This window comes from Acidisoma sp. (assembly GCF_035492295.1).
GTDB lineage: Bacteria > Pseudomonadota > Alphaproteobacteria > Acetobacterales > Acetobacteraceae > Acidisoma.
Genome location: NZ_DATJJK010000174.1, coordinates 18305 through 33351, shown reverse-complemented (window position 1 = coordinate 33351; position 15047 = coordinate 18305). Strand labels below are relative to the sequence as shown.

General features: G+C 60.0%; 13 protein-coding genes. 7 read left to right on the top strand and 6 right to left on the bottom strand.

Features of this window, described 5'->3' with window-relative positions; translation table 11 throughout:
- Positions 1–29: 29 nt before the first annotated feature.
- A complete protein-coding gene (locus VL752_RS12530; protein WP_325355689.1) occupies positions 30–590 on the top strand; it encodes a glucose-6-phosphate isomerase family protein in 561 nt (186 codons plus the stop codon).
- Between the two features lie 307 nt (positions 591–897).
- Here VL752_RS12530 and VL752_RS12525 read toward each other — a convergent pair whose 3' ends face one another.
- Positions 898–1941 (bottom strand): LacI family DNA-binding transcriptional regulator, encoded by a 1044-nt coding sequence (locus tag VL752_RS12525; RefSeq protein WP_325355687.1) that lies wholly within the window; start codon positions 1939–1941, stop codon positions 898–900.
- A gap of 156 nt (positions 1942–2097) precedes the next feature.
- Between VL752_RS12525 and VL752_RS12520 the strand changes: the two genes are divergently transcribed.
- The 3 genes from VL752_RS12520 to VL752_RS12510 are packed head-to-tail and all read left to right on the top strand — an operon-like array spanning position 2098 to position 5657.
- The gene (locus tag VL752_RS12520; protein WP_325355685.1) at positions 2098–3621 is read left to right on the top strand and encodes a sugar ABC transporter ATP-binding protein; all 1524 of its coding nucleotides are present in this window, start codon (positions 2098–2100) and stop codon (positions 3619–3621) included.
- Positions 3618–4655 carry an ABC transporter permease gene (locus VL752_RS12515; protein WP_325355683.1) on the top strand — a complete coding sequence of 346 codons (1038 nt, stop codon included), beginning with the start codon at positions 3618–3620 and terminating at the stop codon, positions 4653–4655. The genes VL752_RS12520 and VL752_RS12515 overlap by 4 nt, the downstream gene beginning before the upstream one ends.
- A gap of 24 nt (positions 4656–4679) precedes the next feature.
- Positions 4680–5657 (top strand): substrate-binding domain-containing protein, encoded by a 978-nt coding sequence (locus tag VL752_RS12510; protein WP_325355680.1) that lies wholly within the window; start codon positions 4680–4682, stop codon positions 5655–5657.
- A gap of 216 nt (positions 5658–5873) precedes the next feature.
- Here the strand turns inward: VL752_RS12510 and VL752_RS12505 are convergent, their stop codons facing one another.
- Genes VL752_RS12505 through VL752_RS12485 form a run of 5 tightly spaced genes read right to left on the bottom strand, consistent with a single transcriptional unit; the run spans position 5874 to position 11208 of the window.
- The gene (locus VL752_RS12505) at positions 5874–6869 is read right to left on the bottom strand and encodes an ABC transporter permease (protein WP_325355751.1); all 996 of its coding nucleotides are present in this window, start codon (positions 6867–6869) and stop codon (positions 5874–5876) included.
- A gap of 5 nt (positions 6870–6874) precedes the next feature.
- A complete protein-coding gene (locus VL752_RS12500) occupies positions 6875–7903 on the bottom strand; it encodes an ABC transporter permease (protein WP_325355678.1) in 1029 nt (342 codons plus the stop codon).
- Entirely contained in the window at positions 7900–9420 is a 1521-nt protein-coding gene (locus VL752_RS12495; RefSeq protein ID WP_325355676.1) for a sugar ABC transporter ATP-binding protein, read from the bottom strand. The genes VL752_RS12500 and VL752_RS12495 overlap by 4 nt, the downstream gene beginning before the upstream one ends.
- 48 nt (positions 9421–9468) lie before the next feature.
- Positions 9469–10479: a substrate-binding domain-containing protein gene (locus VL752_RS12490; protein WP_325355674.1), complete on the bottom strand. Its 1011-nt coding sequence runs from the start codon at positions 10477–10479 to the stop codon at positions 9469–9471.
- Between the two features lie 57 nt (positions 10480–10536).
- The gene (locus tag VL752_RS12485; protein ID WP_325355672.1) at positions 10537–11208 is read right to left on the bottom strand and encodes a GntR family transcriptional regulator; all 672 of its coding nucleotides are present in this window, start codon (positions 11206–11208) and stop codon (positions 10537–10539) included.
- 188 nt (positions 11209–11396) lie between these two features.
- On the opposite strand from VL752_RS12485, the gene VL752_RS12480 reads away from it, so the two are divergent.
- The 3 genes from VL752_RS12480 to VL752_RS12470 all read left to right on the top strand — a co-directional run bounded on the left by VL752_RS12480 (position 11397) and on the right by VL752_RS12470 (position 15042).
- Complete coding sequence (locus tag VL752_RS12480; RefSeq protein ID WP_325355670.1) at positions 11397–12170, top strand: SDR family NAD(P)-dependent oxidoreductase; 774 nt, start codon at positions 11397–11399, stop codon at positions 12168–12170.
- 139 nt (positions 12171–12309) lie between these two features.
- On the top strand, positions 12310–13470 hold the full coding sequence (locus VL752_RS12475; RefSeq protein ID WP_325355668.1) for a sugar ABC transporter substrate-binding protein: 1161 nt from the start codon (positions 12310–12312) through the stop codon (positions 13468–13470).
- A 9-nt stretch (positions 13471–13479) separates the two neighbouring features.
- Positions 13480–15042 (top strand): sugar ABC transporter ATP-binding protein, encoded by a 1563-nt coding sequence (locus VL752_RS12470; protein ID WP_325355666.1) that lies wholly within the window; start codon positions 13480–13482, stop codon positions 15040–15042.
- The last annotated feature ends 5 nt before the right edge of the window (positions 15043–15047 follow it).

Sequence of the window (15047 nt, the reverse complement as noted above, 5' to 3'; positions counted from 1 at the left end):
ACGTCCTTTCTGAACAAAGGAACAAGCAGATGATTCGTCCTGATGGTGTCTTCATGGATGGCCGCAGTGGCGCGGTGCCGAAGGCCAATGAGCATTACAGCAAGCCGGTGGCTGAACTGCGCGGTCTTTATCACGACGGTGCCGCCTTCGATGACTTTTTGAGAGAGAGCCCGCACGCGATCGGCTACGAGGTGGCCGGTTACCGACAACCCGGCAGCGACATCTTCTTCGGCACCACGACGATGTATCCGGGGAAGATCGGGGACGAGTATTTCATGACCCGGGGTCACTATCACGTTCGCGATGATTGTGGGGAGGCCTACTACACGCAGAGCGGCACGGGGCTTCTCCTCTTGCAGACGCGGGAGGGCGAAACGAGTGAGGTGGAGATGGGGCCGGGCGTTTGTGCCTTTATCCCGCCGGGCTGGGCCCATCGCTCGGTCAATACCGGCTCCAACCCTCTCGTTTTCGCCTGGTTCTGTCAGACGACCGCCGGTCATGATTATGGCGACATTGTCACCCGGGGAATGCGGCGCTTGGCTGTGGAGAGGGACGGCCATCCAACAATCGTGTCGAACCCTGCCTTCTGAGAGCTGCCAGAACTCATGTCGGCATCCGCATCCTCGTCCTAAACGGAGGACGCGAAGGCGGGCTCGGCAGACCTGCCCGGCTTTCGTCCCGCCAATCGAATAGCCTCGACTAATTGATTAGCGTCGTCACGCCGGCGAGCCTCGACGACCCAAGCCGCAATGAGCCACAATTGGTGTCTTGGACCGCAGCCGGAGAGGCTAGGGATCACCTCGATCCGGCTCAAGGCCGGGGCGGTGCGGCCTTGGTGATGAGTGCAGGGCTGAAGGGGAATACCCTCTTTCTCGCCGCGGGCCTGCCGCACCCGTCCTAGGACGCGTGCGAGAGGCGGGCGGTCCGCGTCCTAGCAAGCGTACTGCCGCAGGAATCCCGGATGATGAGGGTTGGCTTGAGTCGAATGGTCCGCGGTTTTGCCATGTGGTTGTCCATGGTCTTGACCAGAAGCTGCACGGCAATGCGCGCGATCCGCTCGAAGGGCTGGGCAATGACGGTGAGGCGCGGATGAAAGCAATCCGCCCATTCGAAATCGTCGAACCCCACGACCGCCATTTCCTCCGGCACCTTCACGTTATGATGATGGAGCGCCTGCATGATGCCGATCATCGATTGGTTGTTGCCGGCGATGATGGCTGTCGGGCGTTTCCGCAGCCGCAGCATCTTGGAAAGACCATCCCGTGCTTCGGCGACCGACTCGCTGCTCGTCAGGAGAAATGAGGGATCGAAGGGATGTTTGTGCAGAGCAAGGGCACGCTTATAAGCCGTCACGCGCTCGATGGTGGTGGCGATGCCGGCCTGGCCACCGATCATTCCGATGTGGTGGTGGCCAAGACCGGCCAAGTGATCAACAAGCTGATGAATGGCCAGGGTATTTTCCACACCAATCTGCGTGAATTCCGGTGCCACGCAACGGTCGACAAGCACGGTCGGCACCTTGTTCTGCATCAGATAGTGCAGAGCATGCTCCCGTGAGCCACCCGATGGCGCGAGAATGATGCCGTCTACGCGCCTTTGGTGCAGCGAGCGTACCACGTCGAGTTCGCGTGCGGCGACCTCCCGTGTATCGGCGAGGAAGACCATCTTTCCAAGTGCGGTGAGTTCGCCTTCGACGGCGTGGATGAGGTTCATGAAATAGGGGTTGGACGCCGCCGAGAGCGCAATGCCGACCGTCCCGGTACTGACCCCCGAGCGTGCCAGCGAGCGCGCGAGCGTATTGGGCGTATAGCCGGTCTCGGAGATGGCCCTGAGTACCGCCTCTCGCGTCTCGTCCGAGACGAAGCGGGTGCCGTTGATCACGTGCGACACGGTTGACGCTGCGACGCCGGCTACCCGGGCAACATCCGCCAGTGTCGTCACGCAGCACCTCCCTGACTGTCAGACTGCACCGCTATCTTCATCCAAAATCGGACTCAGGAAAAGCACTTGCGCAAGCGCTTCGATGACCATAGCCTTCACCCCAAGGATGTGGCCCGTCAGAAGGCCGCCGGTCGAATTGGCATGGGGAAGCGAAACTTGGTCCTGCCGCTCCTGGCACTATCGGGTGTGGAGAAACGGTTCGGCGGCGTTCGCGCATTGCGCGGTGTCGATTTCACCCTGACCTCCGGGGAAATCCATGTACTTCTAGGTGAAAATGGAGCCGGCAAAAGCACGCTGATGGCAATCATCAGTGGAGCCGCGCTGCCTGATCGGGGCACGATGACGCTTGCCGGCACCCCGGTCCGGTTTCAGACCCCACGCGAGGCGCACGCGGCCGGGATCGTGATGATTCCGCAGGAGCTTGATCTCGTCCCAGGGCTCGACATCGCGGCGAACCTCTACCTTGGGCACGAAAAGGTGACGTCGTTTGGCACCATGGCGCATGAGGAGATGCTCCGCGGTGCACAGACGCTGCTTCGCCAAGCCGGCGTCACGCTCGATCCCAGGCTGCATGTCTCGTCCCTGCGCATGGGGGAGCGGCAGCTTGTCGCCATCGCCAAGGCACTCGCTTCAGATGCGCGTATCCTGATCCTCGATGAACCGACGGCGGCCCTCTCGGCGACAGAGGCGGAGCATCTGTTCGAGACCGTTCGTGAGCTCAAGCGGCGGGGCGTGGGCGTTATCTACATCTCGCATCGGCTGGAGGAGGTTCCGCGCATCGCGGATCGCGTCACGGTCATGCGGGATGGTCTTGTGGTGGGCGATGCTCCGCCCGATGCGCCACAGGCCGACCTCGTGCGGATGCTGGTCGGCAAAAGCTTCCAGGACCTCTTTCCGCCACGAGCATCGAGCATTGGGCAACCTTTGCTCACGCTCGATCATGCCCGCTTTACCCCGGCGGTGGAGCGCGCCGGTTGGCAGGCGCCGCGGGACGTGTCGCTCACCGTGCACGAGGGCGAAATCGTTGGTCTCGCGGGGCTGATGGGCGCAGGCAGAACGGAGCTTCTCTCGTCCCTCTATGGCTTCGAGGTGCGCGGCCGCTGGCATGGCGGGGTCGCGATCGACGGCAAGCCGGCGGCACTTGGTTCGATCAGGGCGGCACGGCGCGCCGGCATCGGCTACGTCACCGATGACCGCCGCAGCACCGGCCTTGTCCTCGGGCACACGGTCGCACGCAACATCGTCATGTCAACGCTCGCACGGATGACGCCCTGGGGCCTGGTCTCGGCTGGACGCGAGCAGACGGAGGTTGTTGGTGCACTGGAGCGTTTTGACGTGCGGCCAAGGCTGCCGGCCGCCCGAGTCATCAATCTCTCCGGCGGCAACCAGCAGAAAGTCGTCTTTGCCAAAGAGTTGCTGGACAACCCGCGCCTTCTGCTGCTGGACGAACCGACACGTGGCGTCGATGTCGGTGCGAAGGGCGAAATCTACCGCCAGCTCCGCGCTCTCGCCTTAAATGGGCTCGGCGTTCTCGTCGCTTCATCGGAACTACCGGAGCTGATTGGCCTTTGCGATCGCATCGTCGTCATGCATGGCGGCGTGACGGTCGCTGCCTTTTCCGCCGGCGTTAGCGAAGCAACGCTGCGGCGCTACAGCCTTGGCGAGGCGCTGGTGGCATGACGGAATCGATAACGGCGCCCGCGCCGGCCGGCCGGCCCCGAAAGTCCCCACTCGTTTACCTCGTGCGTTTCCAGAGTCTGCTCGGGCTCATCCTCGTGCTGATGGGCGGCATTATCTTCTCGCCACGCCGGCATGGCCACATCCTGTTCCTCAATCCCGAGAATATCGCCAATATCGTGCGGTCTATTTCCGAGACCGGCATTCTGGCGCTAGGCATGACCTTCGTCATCATCGCCGGCGGCATCGACCTTTCGGTCGGCGCTGTATTGGGCCTATCCAGCGTGTTGACGGCGGCCCTGCTCGTCAATCAGGGCTGGGGTCTTGGCACGACACTGCCGCTGGTCATCGTCGTCGGCACGATCTTTGGACTGGTTCAGGGGCTCATCTCGGCACGACTGCGCATCCAGGCCTTCATCGTCACCCTGGCCGGGCTGCAGGCGGCACGCGGGCTGGCGCTGATTGCGTCGAACAACACCTTTATCAACATCAATTATGGCCAGGGACCGGGCAATGCGCCGCCAGCCTTTGCGGTACTCGGCGAACGGCTGTTCGGCGATACCTTCCCGGTTGCAACCCTCGTCTTCCTCGTGCTGGCCGGCCTCGCGACCTTCCTCCTCGATCAAACGCGCTATGGCCGCTATGTTTTCGCGGTAGGCGGTAATGAGCGCGCGGCCAGGCTTTCGGGCATTCCGGTGCGGTGGGTCAAGATTTCCGTCTATGGCCTCAGCGGGTTTTGCGCCGGCATCGCGGGCATTGTCCATGCCGGCCAATTCAGCTTCGGAAGCCCGAACGACGGCTCGGGATATGAGCTGAACGCGATCGCCGCCGTGGTGATCGGTGGCACGGATTTGTTCGGCGGGGCGGGCAGCATGATCGGCACGATCGCCGGCGCCGTCATGCTCGGCGCACTGGCGAATATTCTACAGCTCAACGATGTCAGCGCCGCGATGCAGCTATTGGCGACGGGCGCAATCATCGTCTTGGCGGCGGGCCTGCAATCACTCGTCGCCCGAGGAGACGGAAGCACCCGATAAGACCGCAACAAGGGAGAGAGCCGAATGAAACGCATCAAAGCTGCGCTCAAGGGCGGAGGACTGCTCGCGCTCGTGACGCTGTCATTAACCCCGAACGCTTGGGCCGCATCGCCGCTGGTCAAAACCTGTGGGCCGAACAATCAATACGTCATCGGCTTCAGCCAAGCGAATTTCAAGGAGCCGTATCGGGCTCAGGTCGATCACGTTATGCAAACGCTGGTGAAGAACTATCCGCAGTTCAAGCTGGTGATCGCGGATGGCCAGGCGAATGACAATACCCAGGTCTCGCAGGTCGAGAACTTCCTCACGCAGCAGGTCGATATCCTGTTCATCTCGCCCTACGAAGCTGCGCCGCTCACGCCGATCGTCAGCCGCGTCTACAAATCCGGCATTCCGGTGATCGAGCTGGACCGGAAGACCGAGGGTAGCGACTACACAAGCTTTGTGAGCGGCGACAACCGCGCCATTGCTAAGGAGGCGGGCGAGTATGCCGCGACGCTGCTGCCCGACGGCGGCGATGTCGCCATCTTGGAAGGCCTGCCGAGTTCCTCACCTGCCATTGAACGTTTGGAGGGCTTCAAGGAGGGGGTCGCCGTCAATCCGAAGATCAAAATCGTTGCCGTGCAGCCGGTGGATTGGATGGAGGACAAGGCGGTCACGGTGTTCTCGGCGATGCTGCAGGCGCATCCTGATATCAAGCTGGTCTATACGAGCAACGATCTAGCGGCAGCCGGTGCCTATATCGCCGTGAAGCAGGCTGGGAAACTCGGCCAGGTCAAGATCATTGGCACGGATGGTTTGCCGGGCCCCTCGGGCGGTATCCGCGCCGTCGCAGATGGGGAGTGGGCCGCGACTTTCGTCTATCCCACGGGAGCGGCCGAGGCGCTCGACCTCGCCAAGAAGATCCTGATCGACTGCGCGACCTCTGTCCCGCGGATGGTGACGGTGCCCACCATGCGGATCGATCCGACCAATGCGAAGGCGATATACGACAAGGGCTGACAACGAGCAGATAGATCGTTGAGGTGTCCCGCACCTCAGCGATCGACTCTGTCGGACCTCGCGCCAGCCATTGATTGGCGAGCGGCGGCCGATTAGGCGAGGCTTGACGTTGTATCCTGGAGGCCGCTTACAGCGCTCAGCGGCGTGAGGACAAGGCCGCGTCTCGTGTCGGCAAGACCCTCTATCAGTCAGCGGCCGTGGAAGTTGATATTAGCATCACGCTGGGTTGACGCGGGCATTGACCATGAGCGCTACGAGAATGATTACACCACTCACGGCATCCTGAATATGCGGCGAAATCAGAAGAATATTCAGGAGATTGCTGAGCGATGCGAGGAGCAGAACGCCAAAGACAGCGTTCTTGATGGAGCCTATTCCCCCGGCGAGGCTGACACCGCCGACCACCACGGATGCGATTGTCGTCAACAGAAAACTGCCCCCTGAATCCGGCGCCACAGATCCGGTGCGCGCGAGGAACAGGAAGCCGCCAATCCCGGCCATGAGCCCGCAGAGGGTGTACATAAGAATCGTGACAGACCCGACCGGAATGCCCGAGAGGCGTGCCGCCCGATTATTGCCACCTGACGCATAGACCATCAGGCCGATTTTGCTGCGGGACAGAAGGAAGGCCAAAATCAAGGCGAGAGCCACGAAAGTCCAGACCGGATAGGGGATGTGCAATAGCTTGGCCTGCCCAAACTGCGCAAAAAACGGATCCGGATAGTAGATGGGCGCACCGCCGGTGAGCAGCAGAGCGACCCCCGCGAGCATAAGAGACATCGCGAGTGTCGCGATAAAGGCGGGAATTCGAAATCTGACGATTATGATGCCGTTGATCAGGCCAATGAGAAACGAGCCACCGATCCCCACGAGAATAGAGAGCCAAAATCCTAAATAGGGCAGAGCATTGGACATGCTCATCTGCTGCTGCTGCTCCGACCCGGCGCCACCGATAATGATTGCCGTTACGACTGTCGTCGCCACGATCGACAGATCGATGCCGCCCGTCAGCATGACCAGCGTCTCGCCCAAAGCGAGGACCCCGACGACGGAGGTTTGAAACAGAATGTTGATCAGATTGGATGGATGGATGAACCGGCCAGAGGAAACAGCAATTGCGAAGATGACGAAACAGAAGAACACAAACACGATGCTGTTCTGTCGCAAATATCGACCCAGGGAATTCGAGCTGTCGGTCCTGAATAGTGCCATCGACATTACAGGCGCCCCTGAATCTGCCGGTGTTCGGCGCGTGTCTTCCGTAGGACACTCAACCCTACCGCGAGGATGATGACAAGCGCGCGGACAATACCTTGATAAAAGGGATCGACGCCGACCAGGTTCATGATGTTGGCTATCAATTGATAGATCAGCACGCCTGCCATTGCCTTCAGCAGGTTGCCCTCTCCGCCAAAAAGCCTGGCACCGCCGATGACGATTGCAGCGATCGAATCAAGCTCCCATCCCACGCCCACACTCGGTACTCCACTTCCCGAGCGAATGACGAGGAGCAGGCCGGCGACCCCCGACAGCGTGCCGGCGGCTGTGTAAATACCGATTTTGATGCGATCGGCCGCGACGCCCGCGAGCCTGGCGGTGATCTCGTTGCCGCCCACGGCGTATGCATGCCGAGCCTGTCGGGTCCCACGGCACCACCAGGTGGCGGCTACCACGAGAACCAGCCAGATAATGGTGGGGACTGTCAGAAACCCGTCCCAGGACCTTATCTGGTCGAGTTCAGGCAATTTGACCAGGATGCTCTGCTGACTGACGGTGAAGGCCAAGCCCCGTGCGATACCCATCATCGCAAGTGTTGCGATCAAGGGTTGCACACGCCCTTTGGTGACCGTCATACCGTTGACAAGCCCGCAGACCAAACCGGCACCTAAACCCAAAAGCGCGGCGGCGGGCAGGCCGGCGCCAGAATAGCGCGCCAGCAGCACCGATGCCAAAGCCATGACAGCGGCGACGGACAAATCAAACCCACCAGAGATGACAACGAGAAACTGCGCAATCGCCAGAACGCCAAGCAGCGCTGCCTGGCTGAGCAGATTGCGGATATTACCTGCGGTCAGAAAATCCGGACTAGCCAGCGACGCCACGATCACAAAGGCCAGAAGGATCAGGAACACGTCGGCCCGCGACGCGAAGCGGCCAAGATCGGCCGCGAAATGACGCGGCTTGTGATCGCTGACAATCAGGATCTCTTGTTTCGAATGGGACCCGGGTAGCGACCACAAGGTCATGCGGCTACCCTCCCGGGGCCGGATCTCGGCACCGCATATCGCATGATCTCGGCCTGGTCCGTCGTAGCCGCATCGAGTTCCTTGATGAGCTTCCCCTCGCTAAGCACCAGGATACGATTGCTCAAAGCAAGCAATTCCGGCATTTCGGAGGAGACCATGATGATGGATACCCCCTGATCAACGAGAGTTTCTATGAGGCTATAGACTTCAAACTTTGCATTAACATCGATTCCGCGCGTCGGCTCATCCAGAAGTAATATTTTGACGTTCGCCGCTAACCATTTGGCGATGACGATCTTTTGTTGATTCCCACCGCTCAAGGTTCGCACCACCTGTTTGAGAGACGGGGTTTTGATATGAAGGCTTTCAACGAGGCCAGCTGCGACCGCGGACAGCCGGCGCCGATGTATGAGAGAAGCCGTGGTCAAACGATTGAGGATTGGGAAGGCGATATTTTCCTCGACCGGCCGGCCGAGAACGAGTCCGCTTTCGCGCCGCTCCTCCGGCACCAATCCAAATCCATGGCGAATTGCGTCGAGGGGAGATGCGAAGTGAACGGCCTTACCCATAACCGTTATTTGCCCTTCGTCGGGCCTGGTGATGCCGAACAGACATTCGAGCAATTCGCTTCGGCCAGCACCCACCAGCCCCGCGATCCCGAGTACCTCGCCTTTCCGCAAGTCGAGATTGATGTCCTGAAACTGCCCGTGGACCCCGAGTTTGCGAACCGACAATACGTCGTCTCCAACGGGACCAGGCACGCGACGCTTGTGGGCGGCCAGGCTGCGCCCAACCATAGCCCGGATCAAATTATCCTCCGTCGCCGCTGCTGCCGGCATCGTCTCGATGCGCAGCCCGTCCCGCATCACCGTCACCCTGTCGGCGATAGCCGTGATCTCGTTCAGGCGATGCGACACATAGATCATTCCGATGCCGCGCGCCCGAAACTCCCGCAAAAGACCGAAGAGATAGTCAATTTCACCGGTGGTGAGCGCAGCGGTCGGTTCATCCAGAACCAGCAATTTGATCTGTCGAGACAAGGCTTTGACGATTTGAACCAGCTGCCGTTGGGCTGGTCCCAGATCCCGCACCGGCGCATCCAGCGGAAAGCGCAGATTAAAGGTTGTCATAAGATCCGCAACGGTCTTGCGCATCTGATCGGTCTTCAGTGCAATGCCGCCCCAGGCGGGCTCGTGCCCCAGGAAAATATTCTCCGCGACCGTCATCGGCAGGACGAGGTCGGATTCCTGATAGATGACGCCGATCCCCAGCCGATGACCGAGAGCGGGGTCGATGGCCGCATAGGTCACGCCGTCGAAAGTGATTGTGCCGGCGTTCGGTCTCTCGGCGCCGGAGAGGACACGAATGAGTGTCGATTTGCCGGCGCCGTTCTCGCCGATGAGGCAGTGGATCTCGCCCCTGTGCAGGTCGAAATCCACGCCCTTGAGCGCACACACGCCGGGGTAGTCCTTCTTGATCCCGGCCATGGTCAGTAACACTGGTGCGGTGCGCGTCATGTCAGTCTCCCGGAGAGACAGGAGTGGTCATTGCTCGGGCGAGACCTTTCAGCAGCAGCCGACGCCCATCTTCTTCAGTTCCTGAATTCTCTGCTCAACACGAGCTTTATCAGCCGGCGTATGAGCGTCAAAAGATTCCTTGTTGACGTAGACGACAGGCTGCACGGATTTGCCAGCCTTCCAATTCTCAAAAATCAACACCGAAGCCGCGCCGAAGAACGGTGGCGTCTGCACCGTAAAGCTCATTTCGCCGTTCAAAATCGCCGTCAGGCCATCGACTGTGCCATCCTTGCCCCACACCATACTCTTGAGATCCGTGCGGCCTGCCGCATTGAGGGCGGCGATGCCACCAATGGCGGCGGCGTCATTGTCGAAAATCACGCCGTCCACTTTGCCGGGCGGAAACGCCTGGAGCAGGTCCTCCATGCAAGACCGACCGCCCTCGCGGGAGTTTTTGCTGTCGCAGGACGCCGCTATTTTGATATCGGGCGTGGTCTTGAAAACTTCCTCAAGCCCCTTTTCCTCGTCGATGACCGGGGAGGCACCCGTATTGCCGGTGACATGCAGAAGGATGCCCTTCGGCGCGCCATTCTTCTTGGTTAGTTGAGCCACGACGTCCTCGGCAACGCGCTTGCCGGAATCGACGAAATCGGTCGTCACAAGCGAAATCCACCCATTTTTGCCAGGCTGGCCCGGCAACGCGCGATCAACAACGAGCAGAGGCACATGGGCCTTTTCCGCCAGGCCCGGCACCGGGGCGAGAGGCTCATATTCGATGGGCGCCACAATGAGCAAAACCGGTTTGCGGGTCAGTAGGTCCTGGACATCCGACAGCTGCTTCGACGGATCGGAATTTGCGTTGGTCCACACAAAATCGTAGCCGGCGTGCTTCCAAGCCCTCTCCATCTCCTTGGTGTCCATGACACGCCACTCATTTGTCATCTCGGCCTGCGAAAATGCCACGAGGCCTTTACTCGCCGCAAAAGAAGATCCGTGGCCCATCAATAAGACAATGGTGATAGCACTCATCATCGCGATTGCGCGTAGAGTCGCCAACATTTCGCTGTCTCTCCCATCATGCCGACTTATGTCGGTCGTGTTGTTTACTTCCTCGAGTCAGCCCTTCTTCGGGTTCTGCTTCAGCCTCAGCTGGGCATCGATCCGATGAAATGTATTCAGAAGATGCCGCCGCATCGCTTCCACAGCTGCCGTCGTGTCACGGGCGCACAGCGCCTCGCAGATTTCCAAATGCTCGGGCAGTGCGGCTTCATACGGAATGGGCTCGGTCGAGTAACAGATCCAACGGCTCCAGCGGATGAGATCGTTCAGCCCCTCCATCGTCTTTCTAAGACGCGCATTCCCACAATGCTTGACAACTAAATTATGAACAAGATTGTCAATGGACGACAGACGCTCCCTACGTTTCTTCTTGGCCGTCAGAGTTGCAATCGCACGGTAACTCTCAAGCGCGGCCTGCGCTTCCATAGGGGGAATATGGTCGATAGAAAGCTGAACCGCGAGGCACTCGAGAGCCACGCGTAACTCAAAGATCTCCTTGACCGTTTGCGAATCCACCTTGACGACAAAGGCACCGCGTCGTGGTGAAACCTCGACAAACCCCTGAGCCTCAAGCTGTTTGACGGCATCGCGAAGCGGCGTTGGGCTCAACCGCCAAAGTGCCGCATAAGCGCTGAGATCCACCCGCTGCTCCGGCGCCAGCCGCCCGGACAGGATCTCTTCCTTTAGCGCCCGCTCCGCCTGGTCACTCAAGGACTCGGTGTTGAACAACCAGCCCCTCCCTTTCATTCCGGTCCACCGAATTGGCTCTCTACCGAATTGGCCCTATCTGAATTCGCCCGGCCGATCCCATCTGGATTTCAATTATTTAATCTGATACATCAGACATCCGTCAAGAACTTTTCGATCCGGGGCTGTCAGAGCAGGCGGACCCATCTTGGAAAACTGAAGGACATGCTATGAGCGCGCTCGCGATACCTGGCTTCTCCGACAAAGTCTTTCTGGTAACCGGTGCTTCAACCGGCATCGGCGCGGCGGTGGCCCGAGCTTTCGCCGCCCAGGGAGCAATCGTTGCCGTGCACTACAATTCAAGCAAAGATGACGCAGCAAAAGTCTCCGACGACATTCGAAAGAATGGTGGCCAAGTCTTCCTTGTCCACGGAGATATGTCGCGCCAGAGGGATGTGGCTGACGTGGTGGAGCAGGTTGGGCAGCGGTTTGGCCGTATCGATGGCCTCATCAACAATGCCGGCAGCATGCTCGGACGCGTGCCCTCCGTCGCATCGGAGGAGGAGCATGATCGCGCCGTGCTGGATCTGAATGCGCATTCCGTCGTGTGGGCCAGCCGCGCCGCCCATCCATGGTTACGAAAGAATGGCGGTGTCATCGTCAACACCACGTCTATCGCCGCCCGCAATGGTGGTGGCGGGGGCGCCGTGCTTTATGCATCGGCGAAAGGTTTCGTCAGCACCTTCACGCGCGGCTTCGCGAAGGAAGTGATCGGGGACGGCATTAGGGTCAACGCCGTCTCGCCCGGCGTCATTCTCACGCCCTTTCACGAACGCTACAGCACGGAGCAGCAGATGAACGCGATGGTCGCCGGCATTCCGATGGGTCGGGCCGGCACCGCCGAGGAATGCGTCGGTGCCTACCTGTTCCTCGCATCGGATACGCTCAGCGGTTACATTACCGGCCAGATCATCGAGGTCAACGGCGGACAACTTATGCCGTAGGAGTTGTCGTATGGAAACCGTGACAGATGTCGATTATACTATGAGGTAACTCGGCAAAAACTACGTCGCCTCATCGCGATGTCCATCGGCGTCTTCGCCCAAAGTTCCGGCTATTTAAAGAGAACGGAGAAAAGAGGAAATGCTAAACCGGCAAAATCGTGCTCGGGCGGCCAAGCGCCAACCGAAGCGGGGACTGAATGGGGTAGCTAAGGGACTGATTGCGTCTCTCGGTGTGCTGTCCGTCGGCGCAATGTCCCTGCCTTCCGCGCATGCGGATGATTATGCATCGATGTTGCAGACAGCGCGCACGATGACACCCGCCAAATATGCCGGCCCGACGACCGCGGCAATTGCGCCGAAGCACCTCAAGGTGGGTGTGATCACCTGCCTCTCCGTATTGCACGGATGCGTCTCCCCGGCCCTCGGTGTCTTGCATGCGGGCGACAAACTTGGCTGGACCGTCAAAATTTATGATGGCGGCGGGACGCCCAACAAGCAGAATGCGGCGATCCTCGATGCGATCTCGTCCGGCGCCAATGTGATCGTGACGATCGCGATTGATCCGAACCTCATTCAGCTTGCTTTGGCTGAGGCAAAGAAGGCTGGGATTCCGGTGGTGGCCGGGTCTAACGGCATCGATACACCCAACCCTGTCGCCCTTACCGCGCCGAACGGACTTGGCTTTGCCTTCGATGTGGGTCCGGACTACGGCACTCTGGGCAGGCACATCGCGCAGTGGATGATCGCGGACTCGCATGGCACGGCGAATATCGCCCTCTTCTCCGACAAGGAATTTCCGTCCATTCGCGCGCAGCAGATCGGGGTCCTACAAGGACTCGCGGAATGCCCGAAATGTGTCGTGTCCAAGCCAATCTACTTCACGGCGACGCAGATCGCGACCGAGTTGGGGCAGATGACAGTCGGCTATCTGCGGAATCATCCAGACGTAAACTATGTGTTCGGCGCATTCGATCCGCCTGTCGCGGCTCAGGTGACGGCATTGATGCAGGCCGGAATGATGGGTCAGGTGAAGGTTATTGGCGGCCTTGGGAATCAGCAGAATCTCGCCTTCATACGATCCGGCCGGCTCCAAGTTGCGGACGCGGCCTATGATAATGAGTATATGGGTTGGGCCATTGTAGACCAGACAATCCGTCTGTTGAATAAGCAGCCGCTGTTCGAGCCACATAACGAAAATCTTCCGTTCGTCGTTCTGGACAAGACGAATCTTCCTCCGCCGGGCGCCGATTGGCAGGCGAACACGGGCTACCAGGCGAAATTCCTGGCACTCTGGAAATAGGCGCAGAGGATGGCGGTCAAGGCGACAGGCATCTCCAAAGAGTTCGCCGGCATCCAGGCATTGAACAGCGTCGACATCACTCTGAAGAATGGAGAGATACACGCTCTACTTGGCGCGAACGGAAGCGGCAAATCGACGTTGGCAAAGATTCTGACGGGGGTCTATCAGCCCGAGGCCGGTGAGCTCCATATCGGAGGACGCCCGGTCGCCAGCATCGCCTCTCCTCATCAGGCCGCCCGGTTGGGCATTGCTGTGGTTCATCAGGAGGCACCACTGATCGATACCATGACGGTTGCCGAAGGTGTCGCGCTGTTCAGGGGCTATCCAACGCGCCGTGGCAAGGTCTCGTGGACCAGGCTCTACGACGAAACCGCATCGATGCTTCACTCTTTCGATGTTGCTGTCGATCCGCGTCAACTGGCCGGCACGCTCAGCCCCGCTGAGCGCGCTCTGGTCGCGATGGTGATTGCGCTTGACCAGGTGAAGATGGGGCTTGAGCTTCTTATCCTGGATGAAGTCACGGCCTCGCTGCCTGAAAACCAGGCCGCGGTGTTTCTGGATCGTGTGGCGACCATCGCACAGGCGGGAACCGCCGTCTTGATGGTGACGCATCGGCTTGCCGAATTGCAGGACAGAGCAGACAGCGTCACCGTTTTGCGGGATGGGCGCATGGTTTATACGGGACCCGCCGGCGAGGCGGACAACCGGACACTGATCGACTTGATGGTGGGAAGCGAGACGCGGCAGCGGGCGGTGGCTGCAACCGGGGGAGGCGGTGGCGTGTCGCGCCTTTGGGCGGCGGCTGATTCCGCTCATGCGCAGCGGGCACCCGCAGTCCAAGGTTCCTGCGGCACTGCTGAGACGGAGATCGTGTTGCAGGCACGCAACTTGGCGGGCGAGTTTATGAGAGACGTCTCCTTCGATATGCGACGCGGTGAGATCGTCGGCGTCGCGGGCTTGATCGAAAGTGGTGTCAGCGAACTGCCAAAGATTCTTGGCGGCATGTCCACCCGCCAGTCCGGCGTGCTGAAGGTCCGGGGGAGGGCGGTGCCGCTCTCCGCGACTCCGCGGGAGTTGATAGCGGCGGGTGTCACGTTGCTCCCCGTCGATCGCCTCCGCTCCGGAGGGATTGCGTCGCTGTCTCTTACCGAAAACGCCCTGCTGCCGGCTCTCAGCCGCTACTGGCATTCGAACAAGCGCGAGGAGCGGGTGATGGGCCAGCTTATCAAGGAGCTGGACGTCCGGCCGTCGCGGTCGAAGGCACTCTTTGGCCAGCTCAGCGGCGGAAATCAGCAAAAGGTCTTGCTCGCAAAATGGCTTTTGCTGCGTCCGACGGTGCTGGTCCTGGAGGACCCGACCTCCGGCGTGGATCCGAATGCGCGGGCGAAGATGTTCGACATCCTACGCGATGCGGCGGCGGAGGGAGTGTCGATTCTTTTCTTCTCGACAGAACCGGAGCAACTGGCGGCCATGTGCTCGCGGGTCTTGATTTTGAGAAATGGGATCGTGGCAAAAGAATTGACTGGTGATGAGCTTGATCAGGGCGTGATTAGCCGATGGTCGTACGCATAGGCATT

Coding starts and splice junctions, on each gene's coding strand:
- VL752_RS12530 (WP_325355689.1), top strand. CDS start 30: ATGATTCGTCCTGATGGTGTCTTCATGGATGGCCGCAGTGGCGCGGTG.
- VL752_RS12515 (WP_325355683.1), top strand. CDS start 3,618: ATGACGGAATCGATAACGGCGCCCGCGCCGGCCGGCCGGCCCCGAAAG.
- VL752_RS12510 (WP_325355680.1), top strand. CDS start 4,680: ATGAAACGCATCAAAGCTGCGCTCAAGGGCGGAGGACTGCTCGCGCTC.
- VL752_RS12505 (WP_325355751.1), bottom strand. CDS start 6,869: ATGGCACTATTCAGGACCGACAGCTCGAATTCCCTGGGTCGATATTTG.
- VL752_RS12500 (WP_325355678.1), bottom strand. CDS start 7,903: ATGACCTTGTGGTCGCTACCCGGGTCCCATTCGAAACAAGAGATCCTG.
- VL752_RS12495 (WP_325355676.1), bottom strand. CDS start 9,420: ATGACGCGCACCGCACCAGTGTTACTGACCATGGCCGGGATCAAGAAG.
- VL752_RS12490 (WP_325355674.1), bottom strand. CDS start 10,479: ATGTTGGCGACTCTACGCGCAATCGCGATGATGAGTGCTATCACCATT.
- VL752_RS12480 (WP_325355670.1), top strand. CDS start 11,397: ATGAGCGCGCTCGCGATACCTGGCTTCTCCGACAAAGTCTTTCTGGTA.
- VL752_RS12475 (WP_325355668.1), top strand. CDS start 12,310: ATGCTAAACCGGCAAAATCGTGCTCGGGCGGCCAAGCGCCAACCGAAG.
- VL752_RS12470 (WP_325355666.1), top strand. CDS start 13,480: ATGGCGGTCAAGGCGACAGGCATCTCCAAAGAGTTCGCCGGCATCCAG.